This is a genomic window from Bradyrhizobium sp. USDA 3315 (assembly GCF_054056795.1).
Genome location: NZ_JBSRYP010000001.1, coordinates 6,418,301 through 6,433,914, shown reverse-complemented (window position 1 = coordinate 6,433,914; position 15,614 = coordinate 6,418,301). Strand labels below are relative to the sequence as shown.

The window sequence follows — 15,614 nt, the reverse complement described above, 5'->3', positions numbered from 1 at the left end:
GCAAGAAGAAATGAAAGGGATGAAATGACTGAAGCTGCCGCGCCCGCCGCTGTCGTCCACCAGGGCGAAAAAGAAGCCGACCATCATGCGTATTTCCGGCCGAAGGATGCGGCGACGCTGATCCTGATCGATCGCTCCGGCGCCAAGCCGAAGGTGCTGGTCGGCAAGCGTCACGACAAGGTCGTGTTCATGCCCGGCAAATTCGTTTTCCCCGGCGGCCGCGTCGACAAGGCCGACAACCGCGTGCCGGTCGCAGCGCCGATCACGCCGGAGCTCGAAGCCAATCTGTTGAAGGGCAGCCCGAAGATCACGCCCGGCCGCGCGCGTGCGCTTGCCAACGCCGCGATCCGCGAGGCCTGCGAAGAGACCGGGCTCTGCCTCGGCCGCAAGGTCGAGAAGCGGCACAAGCTCGACGGGCCCTGGGCACCGTTCGCCGACGCTGGTCTCTTGCCCGATCCATCCGGCCTGTTCCTGATCGCGCGCGCGATCACCCCGCCCGGCCGCGTCCGCCGCTTCGACACGCGCTTCTTCACTGCCGACGCGTCGACCATCGCGCATCGTGTCGAGGGCGTGGTGCATGCCGATGCCGAGCTGGTCGAGCTGGTCTGGGTCGAGATCGGCTCCGAGCCGCTCGCCGACGCGCATGCCATGACCAAGAACGTGCTCGCCGAGCTCGACCGCCGTCTCGCCACCGGCCCGCTCCGCCACGACGCGCCGGTGCCGTTCTTCCATTTCTACGGCGGCAAGATGCAGAAGGACGTGCTGGGGGTGTAGTATGATCCTCGTCATTCCGAGGCGATGCGCAGCATCGAACCCGGAATCCCGAGATTGCGGCGCGAGATTCCGGGTTCATCGCTGCGCGATGCCCCGGAATGACACTGTCGAGAGAGCGGCCAAAAACAAAATAATCTTCCCGATGGCGCGCCGCGAAACGCCTCCCTATCTGTTCCGCTAACGACATCAAGGACGGAACGGGGCAATGGCGAAGCGTCAACTCAAGCTCGGCGCGTTCATGCGGCCGATCAGCATTCACACCGGTGCCTGGCGCTATCCCGGGGCCTGGCCCGACGCCAATTTCAACTTCGACCACATCAAGACGCTGATCCGCAAGCTCGAGGCCGGCAAGTTCGACGCCTTCTTCATGGCCGACCATCTGGCCGTGCTGAACATGCCGATCAACGCGCTGAAGCGCAGCCACACCGTGACCTCGTTCGAGCCATTCACCCTGCTGTCGGCACTCGCCGCCGTCACCGAGAATATCGGCCTGATCGCGACCGGCTCGACCACTTTCGACGAGCCCTATCACGTCGCGCGGCGCTTCGCCTCGCTCGACCACATCTCCGGCGGCCGCGCCGGCTGGAATATCGTCACCACGTCCAATCCGGACGCGGCGCTGAATTTCGGGCTCGACGACCATATGGAGCACGCCGAGCGCTACAGGCGCGCCCGCGAGTTCTACGATGTCGTCACCGGCCTGTGGGATTCCTTCGCCGATGACGCGTTCGTGCGCGACGTCGAGTCCGGACTGTTCGTCGATCCCGACAAGATGCATGTGCTCAATCACAAGGGCAAATATCTCTCGGTCCGCGGTCCGCTGAACATCGCCCGCCCCGTGCAGGGCTGGCCTGTCATCGTGCAGGCCGGTGCTTCCGATGACGGCAGGCAGCTTGCGGCCGAGACCGCGGAAGCCGTGTTCACCGGCGGCGGCAGCCTGGCCGACGGACAGAAGCTCTATGCCGACATCAAGGGCCGCATGGAGAAGATCGGCCGCGATCCCGAGCATCTGAAGATCCTGCCCGGCGCCTTCGTCGTGGTCGGTGACAGCGTCGAGGAAGCAAAAGAGAAGCGCGCGCTGCTCGACAGCCGCGTGCATTACGACAGCGCGATCGCCTCGCTGTCGGTGATCCTCGGCACCGATGCATCCGGCTTCGATCCCGACGGACAGTTGCCGCCGATCCCCGAAACCAATGCAAGCAAAAGCGGCCGGCAGCGCCTCGTCGATGTCGCGGCGCGCGACAAGCTCACCGTGCGCCAGCTCGCGCAGCGCGTCGGCGGCTATGGCGGGCTCGCCTTCGTCGGCACGCCGCAGACCATCGCCGACCAGATGGAGGAATGGCTGACCGGCCGGGGCAGCGACGGCTTCAACATCATGTTCCCCTATCTGCCGCAGGGCCTGTTCGAGTTCGTCGACAAGGTGGTGCCGGAACTGCAAAAGCGCGGGATTTTCCGCACTGAGTACGAAGGTCGGACCCTGCGCGAGAATTTGGGCCTGCCGCGGCCGAAAAATCAGTTCTTCGAGGGGTAATAGGCCCGGAATCGGGGTGATCTTGGCTCAGAAATCCTTGACTTTGGGCTGTTTCTGGCTAGTTTCCGGGCCAAACGCGGGCCGATTTGGCCGGCTCCCGAATTCCCCCGATTTTCGAGGTTTTGCACATGGCCAAGGCGGTCACCATCAAGGTCAAGCTCGTGTCGACGGCCGACACCGGCTTCTATTACGTTGCCAAGAAGAATTCGCGCACCATGACCGACAAGCTGGTCAAGAAGAAGTACGACCCGGTCGCGCGCAAGCACGTCGAGTTCAAGGAAGCCAAGATCAAGTAAGATCGGCTGCTTCCGACGTTTCAAACGGGGCCCTCGCGGCCCCGTTTTTGCTTTCTAGGCTTGCGTCATCCCTCATGATTCCCGGAGCAGTCCCGGGCGCAGGGCTCAGATGATCGCAACCTTGGACGAGGGAAACGTCGGCGGTTACTCGGTCGCTTACGGCCGCGAGGACATCTACTTTCCGGTCTATGTCACGGCAGCCCTCGCCGCGATCTTCCTGACCGCGACCTGGATCACGGGCGCGATCTATTGGCTGGCGCCGGCAGCGGCAGCGGGCGGCTTCACCTATTACAACATCCCCCTGCTGGAGGCTGGTCGTCCGACGATCGGGGCCAACCAGTACGGCATCTTCATCCAGGCCTTCGGGCTGATCCGCTGGCGCGCCATCACGCGCATCGACCTCGTCGAGATCGCCGAGCGCGCGATGACGGTTCACGAGTTGCAGATCGCGCTTAACGGACCGCTCGGCAGCGCGCTGGTGGCCGATTGGCGCAAGCGGCCGGCCTACCGGCTGTTGATGCGCCTGCCGTGGCGCATGGACCATCGTGGCGTAGTCCGCGTCAATCTGGAGCCATTCGACCGGACGCCCGACGAGATCCACCGGACGTTCCTCAGGATGTGGCGTTACTACCGGAGCTAACCCTTGAACGCCTCGTCACGCAGATGCGCGTCTGCGATCTCTGCATCCGGATTGTGTGTGATCGTCATGAACCAAATGAGGCTGAAGAACAGCGACCACGCTGTGTTCCAATAGAACCAGTTCATCGGATCACCTCGAACAGCTTAGATCCGCGCCAGCGGGCGAAGATCGCCAGCTGCGCGGAATGCCGCCAAAGTCTACTGCACGACCTCGCCGTGCAGTGCCAAATCCAACCCTTCGCGCTCGATGTCCCGCGTCACGCGAAGCCCGACGAAGAGATTGATCACGAACAGGATGATCAGGCTCACCACGGCATCATACACGAAAACCGTCGCAACGCCGATGCATTGATTGAGGAACTGCCCGGGATTTCCTTCCAGAACACCTGCCGTTCCGCCATACTGCTCGACCGCGAACACCCCGGTCAGCAGCGCCCCGACGATGCCGCCAAGGGCATGGACACCGAAGCAGTCCAGCGCATCATCGTAGCTGAACATGCGCTTCAAGCCGGTGCATCCCCAGTAGCAGCAGACGCCGGCGGCGATGCCGATCGCGAAAGCGCCGACCGGCCCGACGAAGCCGGAGGCCGGCGTGATCGCGACGAGGCCCGCCACGGCACCCGAGCAGATGCCGACCACGGTCGGCTTGCCCTTCAACGCCCATTCCACCAGCATCCAGGTGAAGCCTGCCACAGCCGTTGCGATCTGGGTCACCAGCATGGCCATACCCGCCTGCATTCCGGCCGTGACGGCGGAGCCGGCATTGAAGCCGAACCAGCCGACCCACAGCAGCGAGGCGCCGATGAAGGTCAGCACCATGTTGTGCGCCGGTCCGGTCTCGCTACGCTTTCCGAGCATGATCGCGCACATCAGGCCGGCTACGCCGGCATTGATGTGCACAACGGTGCCGCCGGCGAAATCGAGAACCTTGACATACGCAGCGTCGTTACCCGCCGAGAAGATTCCGTCAGGGCCCCAGACCCAGTGCGCGATCGGCGCATAGACGAAGATCGCCCACAGCCCGATGAACCAGAGCATCGCGGAGAACTTCATCCGCTCGGCAAAAGCGCCGGCGATCAGCGCCGGCGTGATGATGGCGAACGTCATCTGGAAGCAGATGTAAACGGACTCGGGGATCGTCGCGGCGAGTGGATTGGGATTGCCGATGCCCCCCTTGCCGATGTCGCTCAGGATGTCCTTGAGGAACAGGCGATCGAGGCCGCCGATGAACGGCGTGCCGGCACGAAACGCCAGGCTGTAGGTGAGGACGGCAAACAGGATCGTGACCAGGCAGGTGACCGCGAAACTGGTCATCACGGTGTCGCCGACATTCTTCTTGCGCACCATGCCGCCATAGAACAGTCCGAGCCCCGGGATCGTCATCATCAGGACGAGCGCGACTGACGTGAGCATCCAGGCGGTGTCGCCGGAATTCGGCGTGCACTTCTCGAGAATCTTGCCGCCACAGGCCGGCGGCGCCGCCGCATCCTCGGCCAGCGCGAGCTCGCTGAACAGCAGGCAAAGGAACGCCACGCCCAACAAGGCAACCACGATTCTCACGAGCTTCTGGCGCGTATGTGTCGCAGACTCCATATCGACCTCCCATCACAAGAGAAATGCTGGCGTTCGGAATGGGCGCAGCGCGTTCGCAGCGTGAGCGCCGAAGGACAGCGCGCGTCCGGCTATCGGGATGTCTCGAAGTGCCGCGGTGCGGGTGGCCGGATGCAGCGAAGTCGCAGCGGCATCAGGCCCGACGCAGGGCACAAGGGCCTCCTGCTCGGCGGCGCGGCAAAGGCCGTGGTGCGCGGATGGCTGGAGAATGACGGCGACTAGCCCCATCGCGGCCAGCCCTTCCCAAAGTCCCCAGGCCGGAACCCTCAGCGAGGGTTTCCGGCACGATTTCTAGCCAAATTGAAACAAGATTCGTGCCACCACTGCGCGCCGCGTAACACTTTGAAAACGCTATCGCTTCGATCCGCGACCGGAACAGCATCGCGCTCCATTGCACGCTCTTGCGGCAAGTGGCCGGTCAAAAACTAGGCAGCATCTGGCGACTGCCCTCGCAAGGAGCAGCCGCCAGCTTCGCAGGGATTCTGCTAAGCGGCCTTCAGCAGCGGCGGCTGCGCCGGCCGGATCAGCGCGAAGGCGAGCTGGATGATGCCGCCGGCAAGGCCCAGCGCGACGCCGATGCGCCAGGCCATGGTGTAGGAGCCGAGCGAGTCGTAGATCAGCCCTCCTCCGTAAGCGCCGAGGAAGCTGCCGACCTGGTGGCTCATGAAGGCGAGGCCCTGGATCATCGCCTGCCAGCGCAAGCCGAACATCTCGGCCACCGCGCCCGCGACCAGCGGACCGACGCCCATCCAGAGGAAGCCCATGATGGCGCCGAACAGCAGCGTCGAGCCCGGCGTTGCCGGCAGCATGAAGTACCAGGCAAGCGCCAGCGAGCGCAGAATATAGATCGCGCCGAGCAGCGCCAGCTTGTTCCAGCGCTGGCCGGCCCAGCCGAAGAACAGCGAGCCGAGCACATTGAAGCCGCCGATCATGCCGAGCGTCTGCGCGCTCAGCATCGGATCGAGCCCGCAGATCGCGAGATACGACGGCAGATGCGTGGTGAGGAAGACGAGCTGCATGCCGCAGACCATGTAGGCGCAGGTCATCACCACGAAGGGTGCGTTGCCGAACGCGGTCTTCGCCGCCGTCGCCGCGGTGGCGTTGCCGATGTCGTCGCCAGCAGGCTTCGGCAGCGGAATCTTGTCGACGCGCCCGGCGTACAACGCCGCCGGGATCATGAAGATCGAGAGAATGACAAAGCCGGCAAGTCCGACGCGCCAACCGAAACCCTCATTGAGCATCTGGCCGATCGGCGCCGACAGCAGCGCGCCGAGCGAGCCCGCGGCGGAGACCATGCCGAGCACTGTCGAGCGTACCGTCTCCGGCACCGCGCGCGCCGAGACCGACATTGCGATCGCATTCGCGGTGCAGGCGAGCGAAAGGCCGATCAGGACACCGGCGCCGATCATGATGGCAACGAGCCCATGCGCCGTCGTCATCAGCACGAGGCCCGCGATGTAGGCCAGCGCGCCGACCAGCATGATCGGGCGGAAGCCGTAACGCACCGTCATCGCGCCGGCGACCGGCTGCAGAAAACCCCAGGCGAGGTTCTGCACCGCGAGCGCCAGCGTGAAGTGGGATATCGAGATGCCGATGTCGTGCGTCAGCGGCTGCATGAAGATGCCGAGGCTCTGCCGCAGCCCCATGCTCAGCGTGAGCATGATGGAGGCGCCGATCAGGATGGGAAGGGTGGGACGCAGGACCTGCAACAGGGGCATTGTTCTTGTTCTCCCATAACGGCACGGCACGCGTGCCATGGCCTGCGATTCATGCATGTTTTGGTTACACAGACCTGTGTACTTAGGCTATACAGGGGGCTGACTGTCAAGCGAAGAGGATCACGGCTGGCGCATGGCTTCCCCGCCTCCCAAACAGACCATGAAGGAGCGGATCCTCGAGACCGCCGACAAGCTCTTCTACCTGCAGGGCATTCGCGCCATCGGCGTCGACACCATCGCGGCCGAGATCGGCATCAGCAAGCGCACGCTCTACAACCACTTCCCGTCGAAGGACGCGCTGATAGAAGCCTATCTGCAACGCCGCTTCGTGCAGCCGCGTCCCTCCGACAAGCCGCCGGCCGAGCAGATTCTCGCAACCTTCGATTCGCTGGAGCGGCGCTTCTCGGCGAAGGACTTTCGCGGCTGCCCGTTCGTGAACGCGGTGGCCGAGCTCGGGCCGGAGGACGAGGATCGCACCTTCAGGAACATCGCAATCGCCTTCAAGGAAAGCCGCCGGCTCTGGTTTCGCGATCTGCTGCGGCGGCTCGGCGTCGCCGATGCCGAGGGACTTGCGACCCAGCTCACGCTGCTGGTCGATGGCTCGATCGCGCAGGATCTGGTGCGCGACGATCCGGCGATGGCGCGCGCGGCCAAGGAAGCCGCGCGCGTGTTGCTGGCAAATGCAGGCGTCAAGGTCGGCAGCCCCGCCCCCGCCGGCAAGAAACGCGCCGGATAAATCCGGTTGCGTGCGGAAGTCAGGTTTGGTTGTTAACACCGACCGCAGGCCACGGCATTCCCGGCTGGATATTCCGTCCGGCGAGATTGGCAGCGACCGCGCGAAGACCTGCTACTTAGAAGACTTGCGGCACAACAGGGGAAACGACCATGGAAGATCTGAAGGTGACGGCCACCGGCTATGATTTCGCGCCGGCGCGCGCGGCCATGCAGCGCTACATCGACAACGATCTCCTGTCCGGCATCTCCTGGACGGTTCTGGTCGGGCGCGACATCGCTGACACGGGCTGCGTCGGATGGGCCGACAAGGAAGCGCAGATTCCGCTGCGCACCGATCACATCTTCCGCGTCTTCTCCAACACCAAGCTGATCACCTCCTGCGCGGTGCTGCTGCTAGTCGAGGAAGGCCGCTTCCGGCTCGACGATCCGATCGAGACCTTCATCCCGCAACTCAGAAACCGCAAGGTGCTGCGGCCGGGCGCGACGTCGGTCGACGACACCGAGCCGGCGCAGCGGTCGATCACCATTCGCCATCTGCTGAGCCACTCAGCCGGCCTCAGCTACGGCCTGTTCGATCCGGGCACACCGATTTTCAAGGCCTACAACGAGCGCAAGATCCTCAATCCGATGACGACGCTCGCTGACATGGTCGACGGTCTGTCCGATCTGCCGCTGGTGTTCCATCCCGGCTCGTCATGGGAATATTCCGTTGCCATCGACGTGGTCGCACGGCTGGTCGAGGTGGTGAGCGGCCAGCCGTTCGACAAGTTCATCAAGGCCCGCATCCTCGATCCGCTCGGCATGGTCGACACCGGCTTCCATGTTCCGGAGAAGGATCACAACCGGCTCGTCGCCTATTACGCCGGCGCCGATCTGATGGACCCGATGAAGCCCGGGCTGACGCGCACCGACAACGCGCCCTATCCTGGCGCCTATCTGCGCCCGGTGCCGCGCTTCAATGGCGGTGGCGGCCTCGTCTCGACGCTGCATGACATGGTCGCGCTGATCCGCAGCCTGCTGCCCGGCGGACCGACGCTGCTGAAGCCGGAGACGATCGCGCAGGCGATGACCAACCAGCTCACACCGGGCCAATGGATCCGCTTCGCGATGATGGGCGAGCAACCCGGCAAGACCTATGGTCTTACCGGCGGACTGATCCTCAACCCCTCCCCGATCGATCATCCCGACGCCGCCGGCGAGCTCTATTGGGGCGGCGTCGCAGGCACGCAGTGGTGGATTTCGCCCAAAACGGGCATCGCCGGCGTGATGATGGCGCAGCGCCAGATGGCGTTCGTCCATCCGTTCTCGTTCGAGTTCAAGCGGATGGCCTATGACGCGGTGAAGCGCGGCCGCTAAGGGCACTTCGTAGCCCGGATGGAGCGCAGCGAAATCCGGGAAGCTGGTGCAAGCGGCGCGATACCCCGGATTGCGCTTCGCTGCATCCGGGCTACGAGATCGCGCTACGCTGCCGCAGACACCACGCGGTTACGGCCGTCGTGCTTGGCGCGATAGAGCGCGGTGTCGGCGCGCTTGAGCACATCGGTGACCTGCTCGCCCTTGCGCTCCAGCGTGGTGAGACCGATCGAGATCGTGACTGTGATCCGCTTGCCGCCCTTGTCGACGGTGAAGGGCTCGCCCGCGATCGAGCGGCGCAGCCGCTCGGCGACCATGCCGGCGACGTGCAGGTCGGTCTCGGGCATCACGATGACGAACTCCTCGCCGCCATAGCGGCAGGCGAGATCAATGCCGCGGATCGACTTGCGGATACGGACCGCGAATTCGCGCAGCACGTCGTCGCCGGCATCGTGGCCATAGGTGTCGTTGATCGCCTTGAAGTAGTCGATGTCGAGGATCATCAGCGCCAGCGGCTTGCCGCGGATCGAGGCCTGCTCCGCCAGCGTCGCGAGGTGGCTCTCCATGTAGCGCCGGTTGTTGAGACCGGTCAGCGCATCCGTGATCGCCATCTCGATCGAGTTCTGGACATTGTCGCGCAGATGATCGGTGTAGCGGCGGCGGCGGATCTGGGTGCGCGCGCGTGCCAGCAGTTCGTTCTTGTCGACCGGACGCAGCAGATAGTCGTTGACGCCGATCTCGAGCCCGCGCATCAGCCGCGTGTTGTTGTCGGCATCCGAGATGGCGAGGATCGGGACCTGGCGCGTGCGCTCCAGCGAGCGGGCCTGGCTGCACAGCCGCAGGCCGTCGTAATTGTCGAGGCTGAGCGACACGATCAGCAAGTCGTAATTGCCCTCGGCGGCGTGGAACAAGGCTTCCGACGGATTGATCTCGACGTCGACGGTATGCTCGGCCGAGAGGATCGGCGCCAGCTTCTCGTAGGACGACGGCCGGTCGTCGACCAGAAGAATGCGGCCGCCGGTTCCCTTGTCGGCGATCGCGCTGCGCTCGGGCGCCTGCATGCCGATCTCGAGCGAGGTGATGGCGCGCATGCGCAGCTCATCGGTCATCATCTTCAGCCGCGTCAGCGAGCGCACGCGCGCGATCAGCACGACGTCGGACACCGGCTTGGTCAGGAAGTCATCGGCGCCGGCTTCAAGGCCGCGCACGCGATCGGCCGGGCTGTCGAGCGCAGTGACGATGACGACCGGAATGAAATGGGTCGCCGGATTCGACTTCAGCCGGCGGCAGACCTCGAAGCCGTCCATGTCGGGCATCATGACGTCGAGCAGGATGATGTCGCATTCGGCGCGTGCGCAGATTTCCAGTGCCTCGGTCCCGTTGGAGGCAGTCAACACATCGAAATATTCGGCTGACAGACGGGCTTCCAACAACTTGACGTTCGCCGGAACGTCATCGACCACGAGGATACGCGCGGACATTGCACCACAACTCCCCTATCCGATAAAGCGTCGGACAGTCTCAATAAATTTGCCGACCGAGATCGGCTTGGACAAATAGGCTTCGCAGCCGCCCTCGCGGATGCGTTCTTCGTCGCCCTTCATGGCGAAGGCGGTGACCGCGACCACCGGAATTGCGCGCAGATCGGGATCGTCCTTGATCCAGCGCGTGACCTCCAGGCCGGAAACCTGGGGTAGCTGGATGTCCATCAGGATGAGGTCGGGGCGCAGCTTGCGGACAAGATCGAGCGCTTCGAAGCCATTGCTGGTGCCCGAAGTCTGATAGCCGTGCGCTTCCAACAGATCGCGAAAGAGCTTCATGTTGAGCTCATTGTCCTCCACGATCAGGACGGTTTTGGCCATCCCGTCCCTCCCAAACCCAGGAGACGGGCCCGGCTGCGGTACCTCACGCACCGCGCTCGGGGCGCGTCGAAAATGTGAATTCAAACTAGCGCCAGAATCGCTCTAACCCGTTAACCCGAAGTCCAACTTCCGCAGCGTGGTTTCCGTTGCTTGAACACATGCGGAAGACTCGGGCATGATGGGCCTCTCAATAGAGACCATAAGTTAACGGAAAGGCAAACCGGCGCGTTGAAAAAGCCTGTTCACAACCCCCGGGAAGTTGCTGAAATCGTTGCGATTCAGGCGCTCGGTTTCATTGCCGGCGATCCCGAGCGGCTGGGCCTGTTCCTGGCCGAAACCGGAATCGGTCCAGAGACGCTGCGGAACGCCGCGTCCGATCCTCAATTTCTTGCGAGCGTGCTCGATTTCGTGATGCGCGACGACGCCACCGTGAAGGCGTTTGCCAGGGCCTCGGAACTGCACCCGACCAATATCGCCGCCGCCCATCAGGCGCTGGGCGACCCGAAATGGGAGCGCGACGTGCCGTGACGACGGCAGCGGCAGCTTCCGACGGCCCCCTCCGTTTCTGCCGAGACTGCCTCGGCGACCTCGATATCAAGGTGAAGCGATGCAGCCATTGCGGCTCGCCGCGGCTGGTGCGTCATCGCGCCCTGCCCGCGCTGGCGCTGGCGCACATCGACTGCGACGCGTTCTATGCCACCGTCGAGAAGCGCGACAATCCCGAGATCGCCGACCGCCCGGTCATCATCGGCGGCGGCAAGCGCGGCGTCGTGTCGGCCGCCTGTTACATCGCCCGCACCTATGGCGTCCGCTCGGCGATGCCGATGTTCAAGGCGCTGGAACTCTGCCCGGATGCGACCGTAATTCCGCCGGACATGGCGAAGTATGTCCGGGTCGGGCGCGAGGTGCGGCAGGCGATGCAGGCGCTGACGCCGCTGGTCGAGCCGCTGTCGATCGACGAAGCCTTCCTCGATCTCGCCGGCACGCAGCGCGTCCACGGCATGATTCCGGCCAAGGTGCTCGCCAAATTCGCCCGCGATGTCGAGCGCGACATCGGCATCACGGTGTCGGTCGGCCTGTCCTGCAACAAGTTCCTCGCCAAGATCGCCTCCGACCTCGACAAGCCGAGGGGCTTTGCCGCGCTGGACCAGGACGAGGCGCGCGAGATGCTGGCCAGCAAACCGGTCGGGTTCATCTACGGCGTCGGTCCCGCGACGCAGGAGAAGTTGGTGCAGCGCGGCTTCCGCCTCGTTGCCGACCTGCAGCGCGCCGACGAGAACGAATTGATGAAGCAGTTCGCGAGCGAAGGCCGCCGGCTGTGGCGGCTCGCGCGCGGCATCGACGACCGGAGCGTGGTGGCCGATCGCGGCGCCAAGACGATCTCGAGCGAGACCACCTTCGAGACCGACATCCGCGACTTCGCAACGCTGGAAAGACTGCTCTGGAAACTGTCGGAGAAAGTCTCGGCGCGGCTGAAGACCAGCGAGCTCTCGGGGTGCACCATCACGCTGAAGCTGAAGACCGCGGACTTCCGCCAGCGTACCCGTTCGCAATCGATCCAGACCCCGACCCAGCTTGCCGCCAAGATCTTTGCGGTGTCGCGCGAGATGCTCGCGAAGGAAATTGACGGCACCGCCTTCCGCCTGATGGGCGCCGGCGTCAGCGCGCTGCGCCCGGGCGCACAGGCCAACGATTCCGACATGCTCGACCGCCGCTCGGCGCACGCCGAACGCGCGATGGACAATCTGCGCAAGAAATTCGGCAATGCCGCCGTGATCAGGGGCATTGCCTATGAGGGGCCGCAGAAGAGCGCGGAGGAGTAACCGGTCGTCATGGCCGGGCTTGACCCGGCCATCCATCAACGAGGACTCTTTGAAAAGCGATGGATGCGCGGGTCGAGCCCGCGCATGACGACTGCGCAGCCCTTCAATCCGTGACCGCAACCGCCTCGATCTCGATCAGCCATTCCGGCGCCGCGAGCGCGGTGACGCCGACCAGCGTAGAGGCCGGCGGCTGCATGCCCTCAAAGAACGCCGAACGTGCCTTGCCGATGATGGGACGGAGCTCCGGCTTGTAGCCGACGACGAAGGTCGTGATCTTGACGATATTGGAATAGCTGGCCCCGGCGGCCTTCAGCGCCATGCCGAGGTTCTGCATCACCTGCGTCGTCTGCGCGGCAAGATCGCCAGCGCCGACCACGCGGCCCTCCTCGTCGACCGACACCTGTCCCGAAATGTAGATCGTGCGCGCGCCGGAGGCGACGACGACGTGGGAGTAAGCCGGATTGTGATGCAGGCCGCTGGGGCGAAGATGGTCGAGCTTGCTCATGATGTGCCTCCCTGACACGCGTGTTTAGGGAAGCGTACTCGTGTCGGACGGCTACGGCCAGTGCGGTCTCGCGGGGGGCGCTTGCTCCGCTGTCGTCCCGGCGAAAGCCGGGACCCATAACCACCGAAGGTGATTGTTGTGCGACGCTGGGGCCACAGCCCCCTTCAACAACTCACCCCTGTGGTGATGGGTCCCGGGTCGCGCTTCGCTTGCCCGGGACGCCGCTGAGTGGGTGGCGATAGCCAGCCCTCACTTGCAGGGCTTGGAATCCCTGACGTCGAATTTGTCCAGCGCGCCCGAGATCACGAAATCGTTGTAGTCCAGTACCAGCGCGCGGGAGACGCCGTTCTCGTACAGCTCGAACGACATCGCGTAGACCGGCGTCTGCTCGCCGTCCTTCGCGCGCGCGTCGCTGTCGTAATAGCTCACCGTCACCGGCCAGCGCGTCATGGTCTTCATCGCATTGCTCGCCGTCGACGGATCGGGCGATGACGGCGCGCGGTCGCCTGCGATCGGCCGGCCGATCACGGTCAGCGTGTTGTAGATCTTCTCGCCGTTGTCGGAGCCGTCATAGACGGTCTGCTCGAGCACCGACTTGCCGTCGCGGGCGGCAGCGATGATGTGCTGGATCTGCTCGGTCGGGAACACGATCTTGCCGTCGATATTGAACGTCTTCTTCACCGGCTGGGTCAGCTTCACGGTGATATGATCGCCGACCCGCTCGGCGATGCCGTCGACCGGCGACGATTCGCTGTCGTTCATCCGCGTGTCGATCTTGAAGCGGTAGCTTTTGCCCGACGCGTCCTCCCAGGACGTGGAGCGAAGATCGGACAGCGTCACCTTGCCCTCGCCGCTGTCGAGCTCGGACACCTGGCGGAATTCGGAGGTATAGCCTTCGCAGGAGTTGCCGGAGAAATTGTAGAGGATGCGCCCGCGCGCATCGCTGACCGAGTTGGAGCCGCGCGACTTCACCAGGCTGAGGTCGTAGAGCGCCTGATGCGCGAGAAACGGCCCGCTTGCCGCAGCGACTGCGGACCCCTGAACCAGGCCGGATCCTGCGGCAACGGCGATCGCAAACACCAGGGCACGCGACGGAGTCCGGAACGGCAGGGTCATATGGTTTCCTCAAGGAGGCAGGGATTCGCCACAATAGTGACGGTGGTATTGCGCCGCAACTGGGGCAAGTCTGACAAAATGGCAATGTACGCAGCGAAAATGCCGTCATTTTCGGCAGCTTTCCGTGCGATTCGGCACCTCATGGCCGCGTTGTCCTCACCTTACCGTCGCTTGCAACCGGCGGCACGATGCGCGAAACAATCGAAACAAACTTGGCCCTGACCGCGTTTCAGGCTTCGTGCAATCCAATTGGGGGACCAAAAGATGGCGGGTACCGTCGAACAAAAACTGGCGTCACAGGGCATCACACTTCCGGAGCCGACCTCCCCGGTCGCAAACTATGTCCCCTTCGTCCGCAGCGGAAACCTGCTGTTCGTGTCGGGCCAGGTCTGCTTCAACGCCGAGGGCAAGCTGATCGCCAAGGGCAAGCTCGGCGCCGGCGTCACGCTCGAACAGGGCGCCGCTGCCGCGCGCGGCTGCGCAATCAACCTGCTGGCCCAGATCAAGGCCGCGCTCGGCGACCTCGATAAGGTCGTGCGCGTGGTGCGGCTCGGCGGCTTCATCAATTCGGCGCCCGACTTCTTCGACGGGCCGAAGGTACTGAACGGCGCTTCCGACCTGATGGTCGAAGCATTCGGCGACAAGGGCCGCCATGCCCGCACCACCGTCGGCGTCGCCTCGCTGCCCGCGGACGCCGCGGTCGAAGTCGAAGGCGTGTTCGAAGTCGCCTGATCGATGCGCGCTCCTGATTGGCTGACGAAACGGCCGGTCGCCCATCGCGGCCTGCATGATGCCGCGCGCGGTATCATCGAGAACATGCCGGCCGCGGCCACCGCCGCGGTCGCCGGCAACTTCGCCATCGAGTGCGATATCCAGCTCACCGCCGACGGCGAGGCCATGGTGCACCACGACGATGCGCTCGGCCGCCTCACCGAGGAGGCGGGCCTGCTGGCAACCAGGACCGCGGCCGAGCTGAAGGCCGTCAAGTTCAAGGACACCGCCGAGCAGATGATGACGCTCGGCGATCTCTGCGCGCTGGTCGCCGGCCGCGTGCCGCTGGTGGTCGAGGTGAAGAGCCATTTCGACGGCGACCGCAAGCTGGTGCGGCGGATGGCCGAGGTGCTGGCGTCGTATTCCGGCCCGGTGGTCGGCATGTCGTTCGATCCCGACCAGGTGCTGGCGCTGCGCGAGATCATGCCGAACCTGCCGCGCGGCATCACCGCCCAGCGCACCTATGACGACGGCCATTGGGACAAGCTGACGCCGGCGCAACGCGACAGCATGCTGTACCTGCGGCACGGCTTTACGACCGAGCCGCATTTCGTCGCCTATTGGGTCAACCAGCTGCCGGCGCCGGAGCCGTGGATCGCCCGCAACTTGTTCGGCTGTCCGCTGCTGGCCTGGACCGTGCGGACGGTGGAACAGCGCGAGCGCGCGGCGCGCTACGCCGACCAGATGATTTTCGAGGGGTTTGTGCCGGGAACCTGACATGTCCGAGACATGCCCTTGCAGTCTTGAACTCGTCGCTGCGACGCACGATGTTGGCGAGGGTTGGTCGTCATCGGCGATGGCGCAATGCGGGGCATGATCCGGAAGTGGAGCCAGCTGTTCCGGAAAGATCACGCTCAAACGAGGCACCGGTCTTCATTCT

General features: G+C 64.4%; 17 protein-coding genes. 10 read left to right on the top strand and 7 right to left on the bottom strand.

Annotation, left to right across the window (positions count from 1 at the left end; translation table 11 throughout):
- Positions 1 to 24 precede the first annotated feature (24 nt).
- The 4 genes from ACVIYL_RS30070 to ACVIYL_RS30055 all read left to right on the top strand — a co-directional run bounded on the left by ACVIYL_RS30070 (position 25) and on the right by ACVIYL_RS30055 (position 3,241).
- A complete protein-coding gene (locus tag ACVIYL_RS30070) occupies positions 25 to 774 on the top strand; it encodes an NUDIX hydrolase (protein ID WP_253608354.1) in 750 nt (249 codons plus the stop codon).
- 205 nt (positions 775 to 979) lie between these two features.
- Positions 980 to 2,305, top strand: coding sequence for an LLM class flavin-dependent oxidoreductase (locus ACVIYL_RS30065; protein ID WP_076834480.1), 1,326 nt, complete (start codon positions 980 to 982; stop codon positions 2,303 to 2,305).
- Positions 2,306 to 2,433: 128 nt separating this feature from the next.
- Complete coding sequence (gene rpmG / locus ACVIYL_RS30060) at positions 2,434 to 2,601, top strand: 50S ribosomal protein L33 (protein WP_018271988.1); 168 nt, start codon at positions 2,434 to 2,436, stop codon at positions 2,599 to 2,601.
- Positions 2,602 to 2,710: 109 nt separating this feature from the next.
- Entirely contained in the window at positions 2,711 to 3,241 is a 531-nt protein-coding gene (locus ACVIYL_RS30055) for a hypothetical protein (RefSeq protein WP_076834482.1), read from the top strand.
- Here the strand turns inward: ACVIYL_RS30055 and ACVIYL_RS30050 are convergent.
- From ACVIYL_RS30050 to ACVIYL_RS30040, 3 genes are all read right to left on the bottom strand, one after another.
- Positions 3,238 to 3,366: a hypothetical protein gene (locus ACVIYL_RS30050; protein WP_256527872.1), complete on the bottom strand. Its 129-nt coding sequence runs from the start codon at positions 3,364 to 3,366 to the stop codon at positions 3,238 to 3,240. The two genes, ACVIYL_RS30055 and ACVIYL_RS30050, sit on opposite strands and share 4 nt — an antisense overlap.
- A 72-nt stretch (positions 3,367 to 3,438) precedes the next feature.
- Positions 3,439 to 4,833: an ammonium transporter gene (locus ACVIYL_RS30045; RefSeq protein ID WP_456780427.1), complete on the bottom strand. Its 1,395-nt coding sequence runs from the start codon at positions 4,831 to 4,833 to the stop codon at positions 3,439 to 3,441.
- 503 nt (positions 4,834 to 5,336) lie between these two features.
- Positions 5,337 to 6,569: an MFS transporter gene (locus ACVIYL_RS30040; RefSeq protein WP_253608352.1), complete on the bottom strand. Its 1,233-nt coding sequence runs from the start codon at positions 6,567 to 6,569 to the stop codon at positions 5,337 to 5,339.
- Between the two features lie 133 nt (positions 6,570 to 6,702).
- On the opposite strand from ACVIYL_RS30040, the gene ACVIYL_RS30035 reads away from it, so the two are divergent.
- Together ACVIYL_RS30035 and ACVIYL_RS30030 are read left to right on the top strand one after the other, a co-directional pair.
- The gene (locus ACVIYL_RS30035; RefSeq protein WP_057020800.1) at positions 6,703 to 7,305 is read left to right on the top strand and encodes a TetR/AcrR family transcriptional regulator; all 603 of its coding nucleotides are present in this window, start codon (positions 6,703 to 6,705) and stop codon (positions 7,303 to 7,305) included.
- A gap of 149 nt (positions 7,306 to 7,454) precedes the next feature.
- Entirely contained in the window at positions 7,455 to 8,660 is a 1,206-nt protein-coding gene (locus ACVIYL_RS30030; protein ID WP_253608351.1) for a serine hydrolase domain-containing protein, read from the top strand.
- 104 nt (positions 8,661 to 8,764) lie between these two features.
- Here ACVIYL_RS30030 and ACVIYL_RS30025 read toward each other — a convergent pair whose 3' ends face one another.
- Positions 8,765 to 10,138 (bottom strand): PleD family two-component system response regulator, encoded by a 1,374-nt coding sequence (locus ACVIYL_RS30025; RefSeq protein WP_028336389.1) that lies wholly within the window; start codon positions 10,136 to 10,138, stop codon positions 8,765 to 8,767.
- Between the two features lie 15 nt (positions 10,139 to 10,153).
- Positions 10,154 to 10,519 carry a response regulator gene (locus tag ACVIYL_RS30020; protein WP_028336390.1) on the bottom strand — a complete coding sequence of 122 codons (366 nt, stop codon included), beginning with the start codon at positions 10,517 to 10,519 and terminating at the stop codon, positions 10,154 to 10,156.
- Between the two features lie 228 nt (positions 10,520 to 10,747).
- On the opposite strand from ACVIYL_RS30020, the gene ACVIYL_RS30015 reads away from it, so the two are divergent.
- Both ACVIYL_RS30015 and ACVIYL_RS30010 read left to right on the top strand, forming a co-directional pair.
- Positions 10,748 to 11,047, top strand: coding sequence for a DUF3572 domain-containing protein (locus ACVIYL_RS30015; RefSeq protein WP_253608350.1), 300 nt, complete (start codon positions 10,748 to 10,750; stop codon positions 11,045 to 11,047).
- Positions 11,026 to 12,342: a DNA polymerase IV gene (locus ACVIYL_RS30010; protein ID WP_253608349.1), complete on the top strand. Its 1,317-nt coding sequence runs from the start codon at positions 11,026 to 11,028 to the stop codon at positions 12,340 to 12,342. Before ACVIYL_RS30015 ends, ACVIYL_RS30010 begins: the two co-directional genes overlap by 22 nt.
- A gap of 103 nt (positions 12,343 to 12,445) precedes the next feature.
- Here the strand turns inward: ACVIYL_RS30010 and ACVIYL_RS30005 are convergent, their stop codons facing one another.
- Positions 12,446 to 12,847 carry a RidA family protein gene (locus ACVIYL_RS30005; RefSeq protein ID WP_253608348.1) on the bottom strand — a complete coding sequence of 134 codons (402 nt, stop codon included), beginning with the start codon at positions 12,845 to 12,847 and terminating at the stop codon, positions 12,446 to 12,448.
- A gap of 249 nt (positions 12,848 to 13,096) precedes the next feature.
- A complete protein-coding gene (locus ACVIYL_RS30000; protein ID WP_253608347.1) occupies positions 13,097 to 13,963 on the bottom strand; it encodes a cell envelope integrity EipB family protein in 867 nt (288 codons plus the stop codon).
- Positions 13,964 to 14,227: 264 nt separating this feature from the next.
- Between ACVIYL_RS30000 and ACVIYL_RS29995 the strand changes: the two genes are divergently transcribed.
- On the top strand, positions 14,228 to 14,695 hold the full coding sequence (locus tag ACVIYL_RS29995) for a RidA family protein (protein ID WP_016845428.1): 468 nt from the start codon (positions 14,228 to 14,230) through the stop codon (positions 14,693 to 14,695).
- Positions 14,696 to 14,698: 3 nt separating this feature from the next.
- Entirely contained in the window at positions 14,699 to 15,451 is a 753-nt protein-coding gene (locus tag ACVIYL_RS29990; RefSeq protein WP_253608346.1) for a glycerophosphodiester phosphodiesterase, read from the top strand.
- Positions 15,452 to 15,614: the final 163 nt, after the last annotated feature.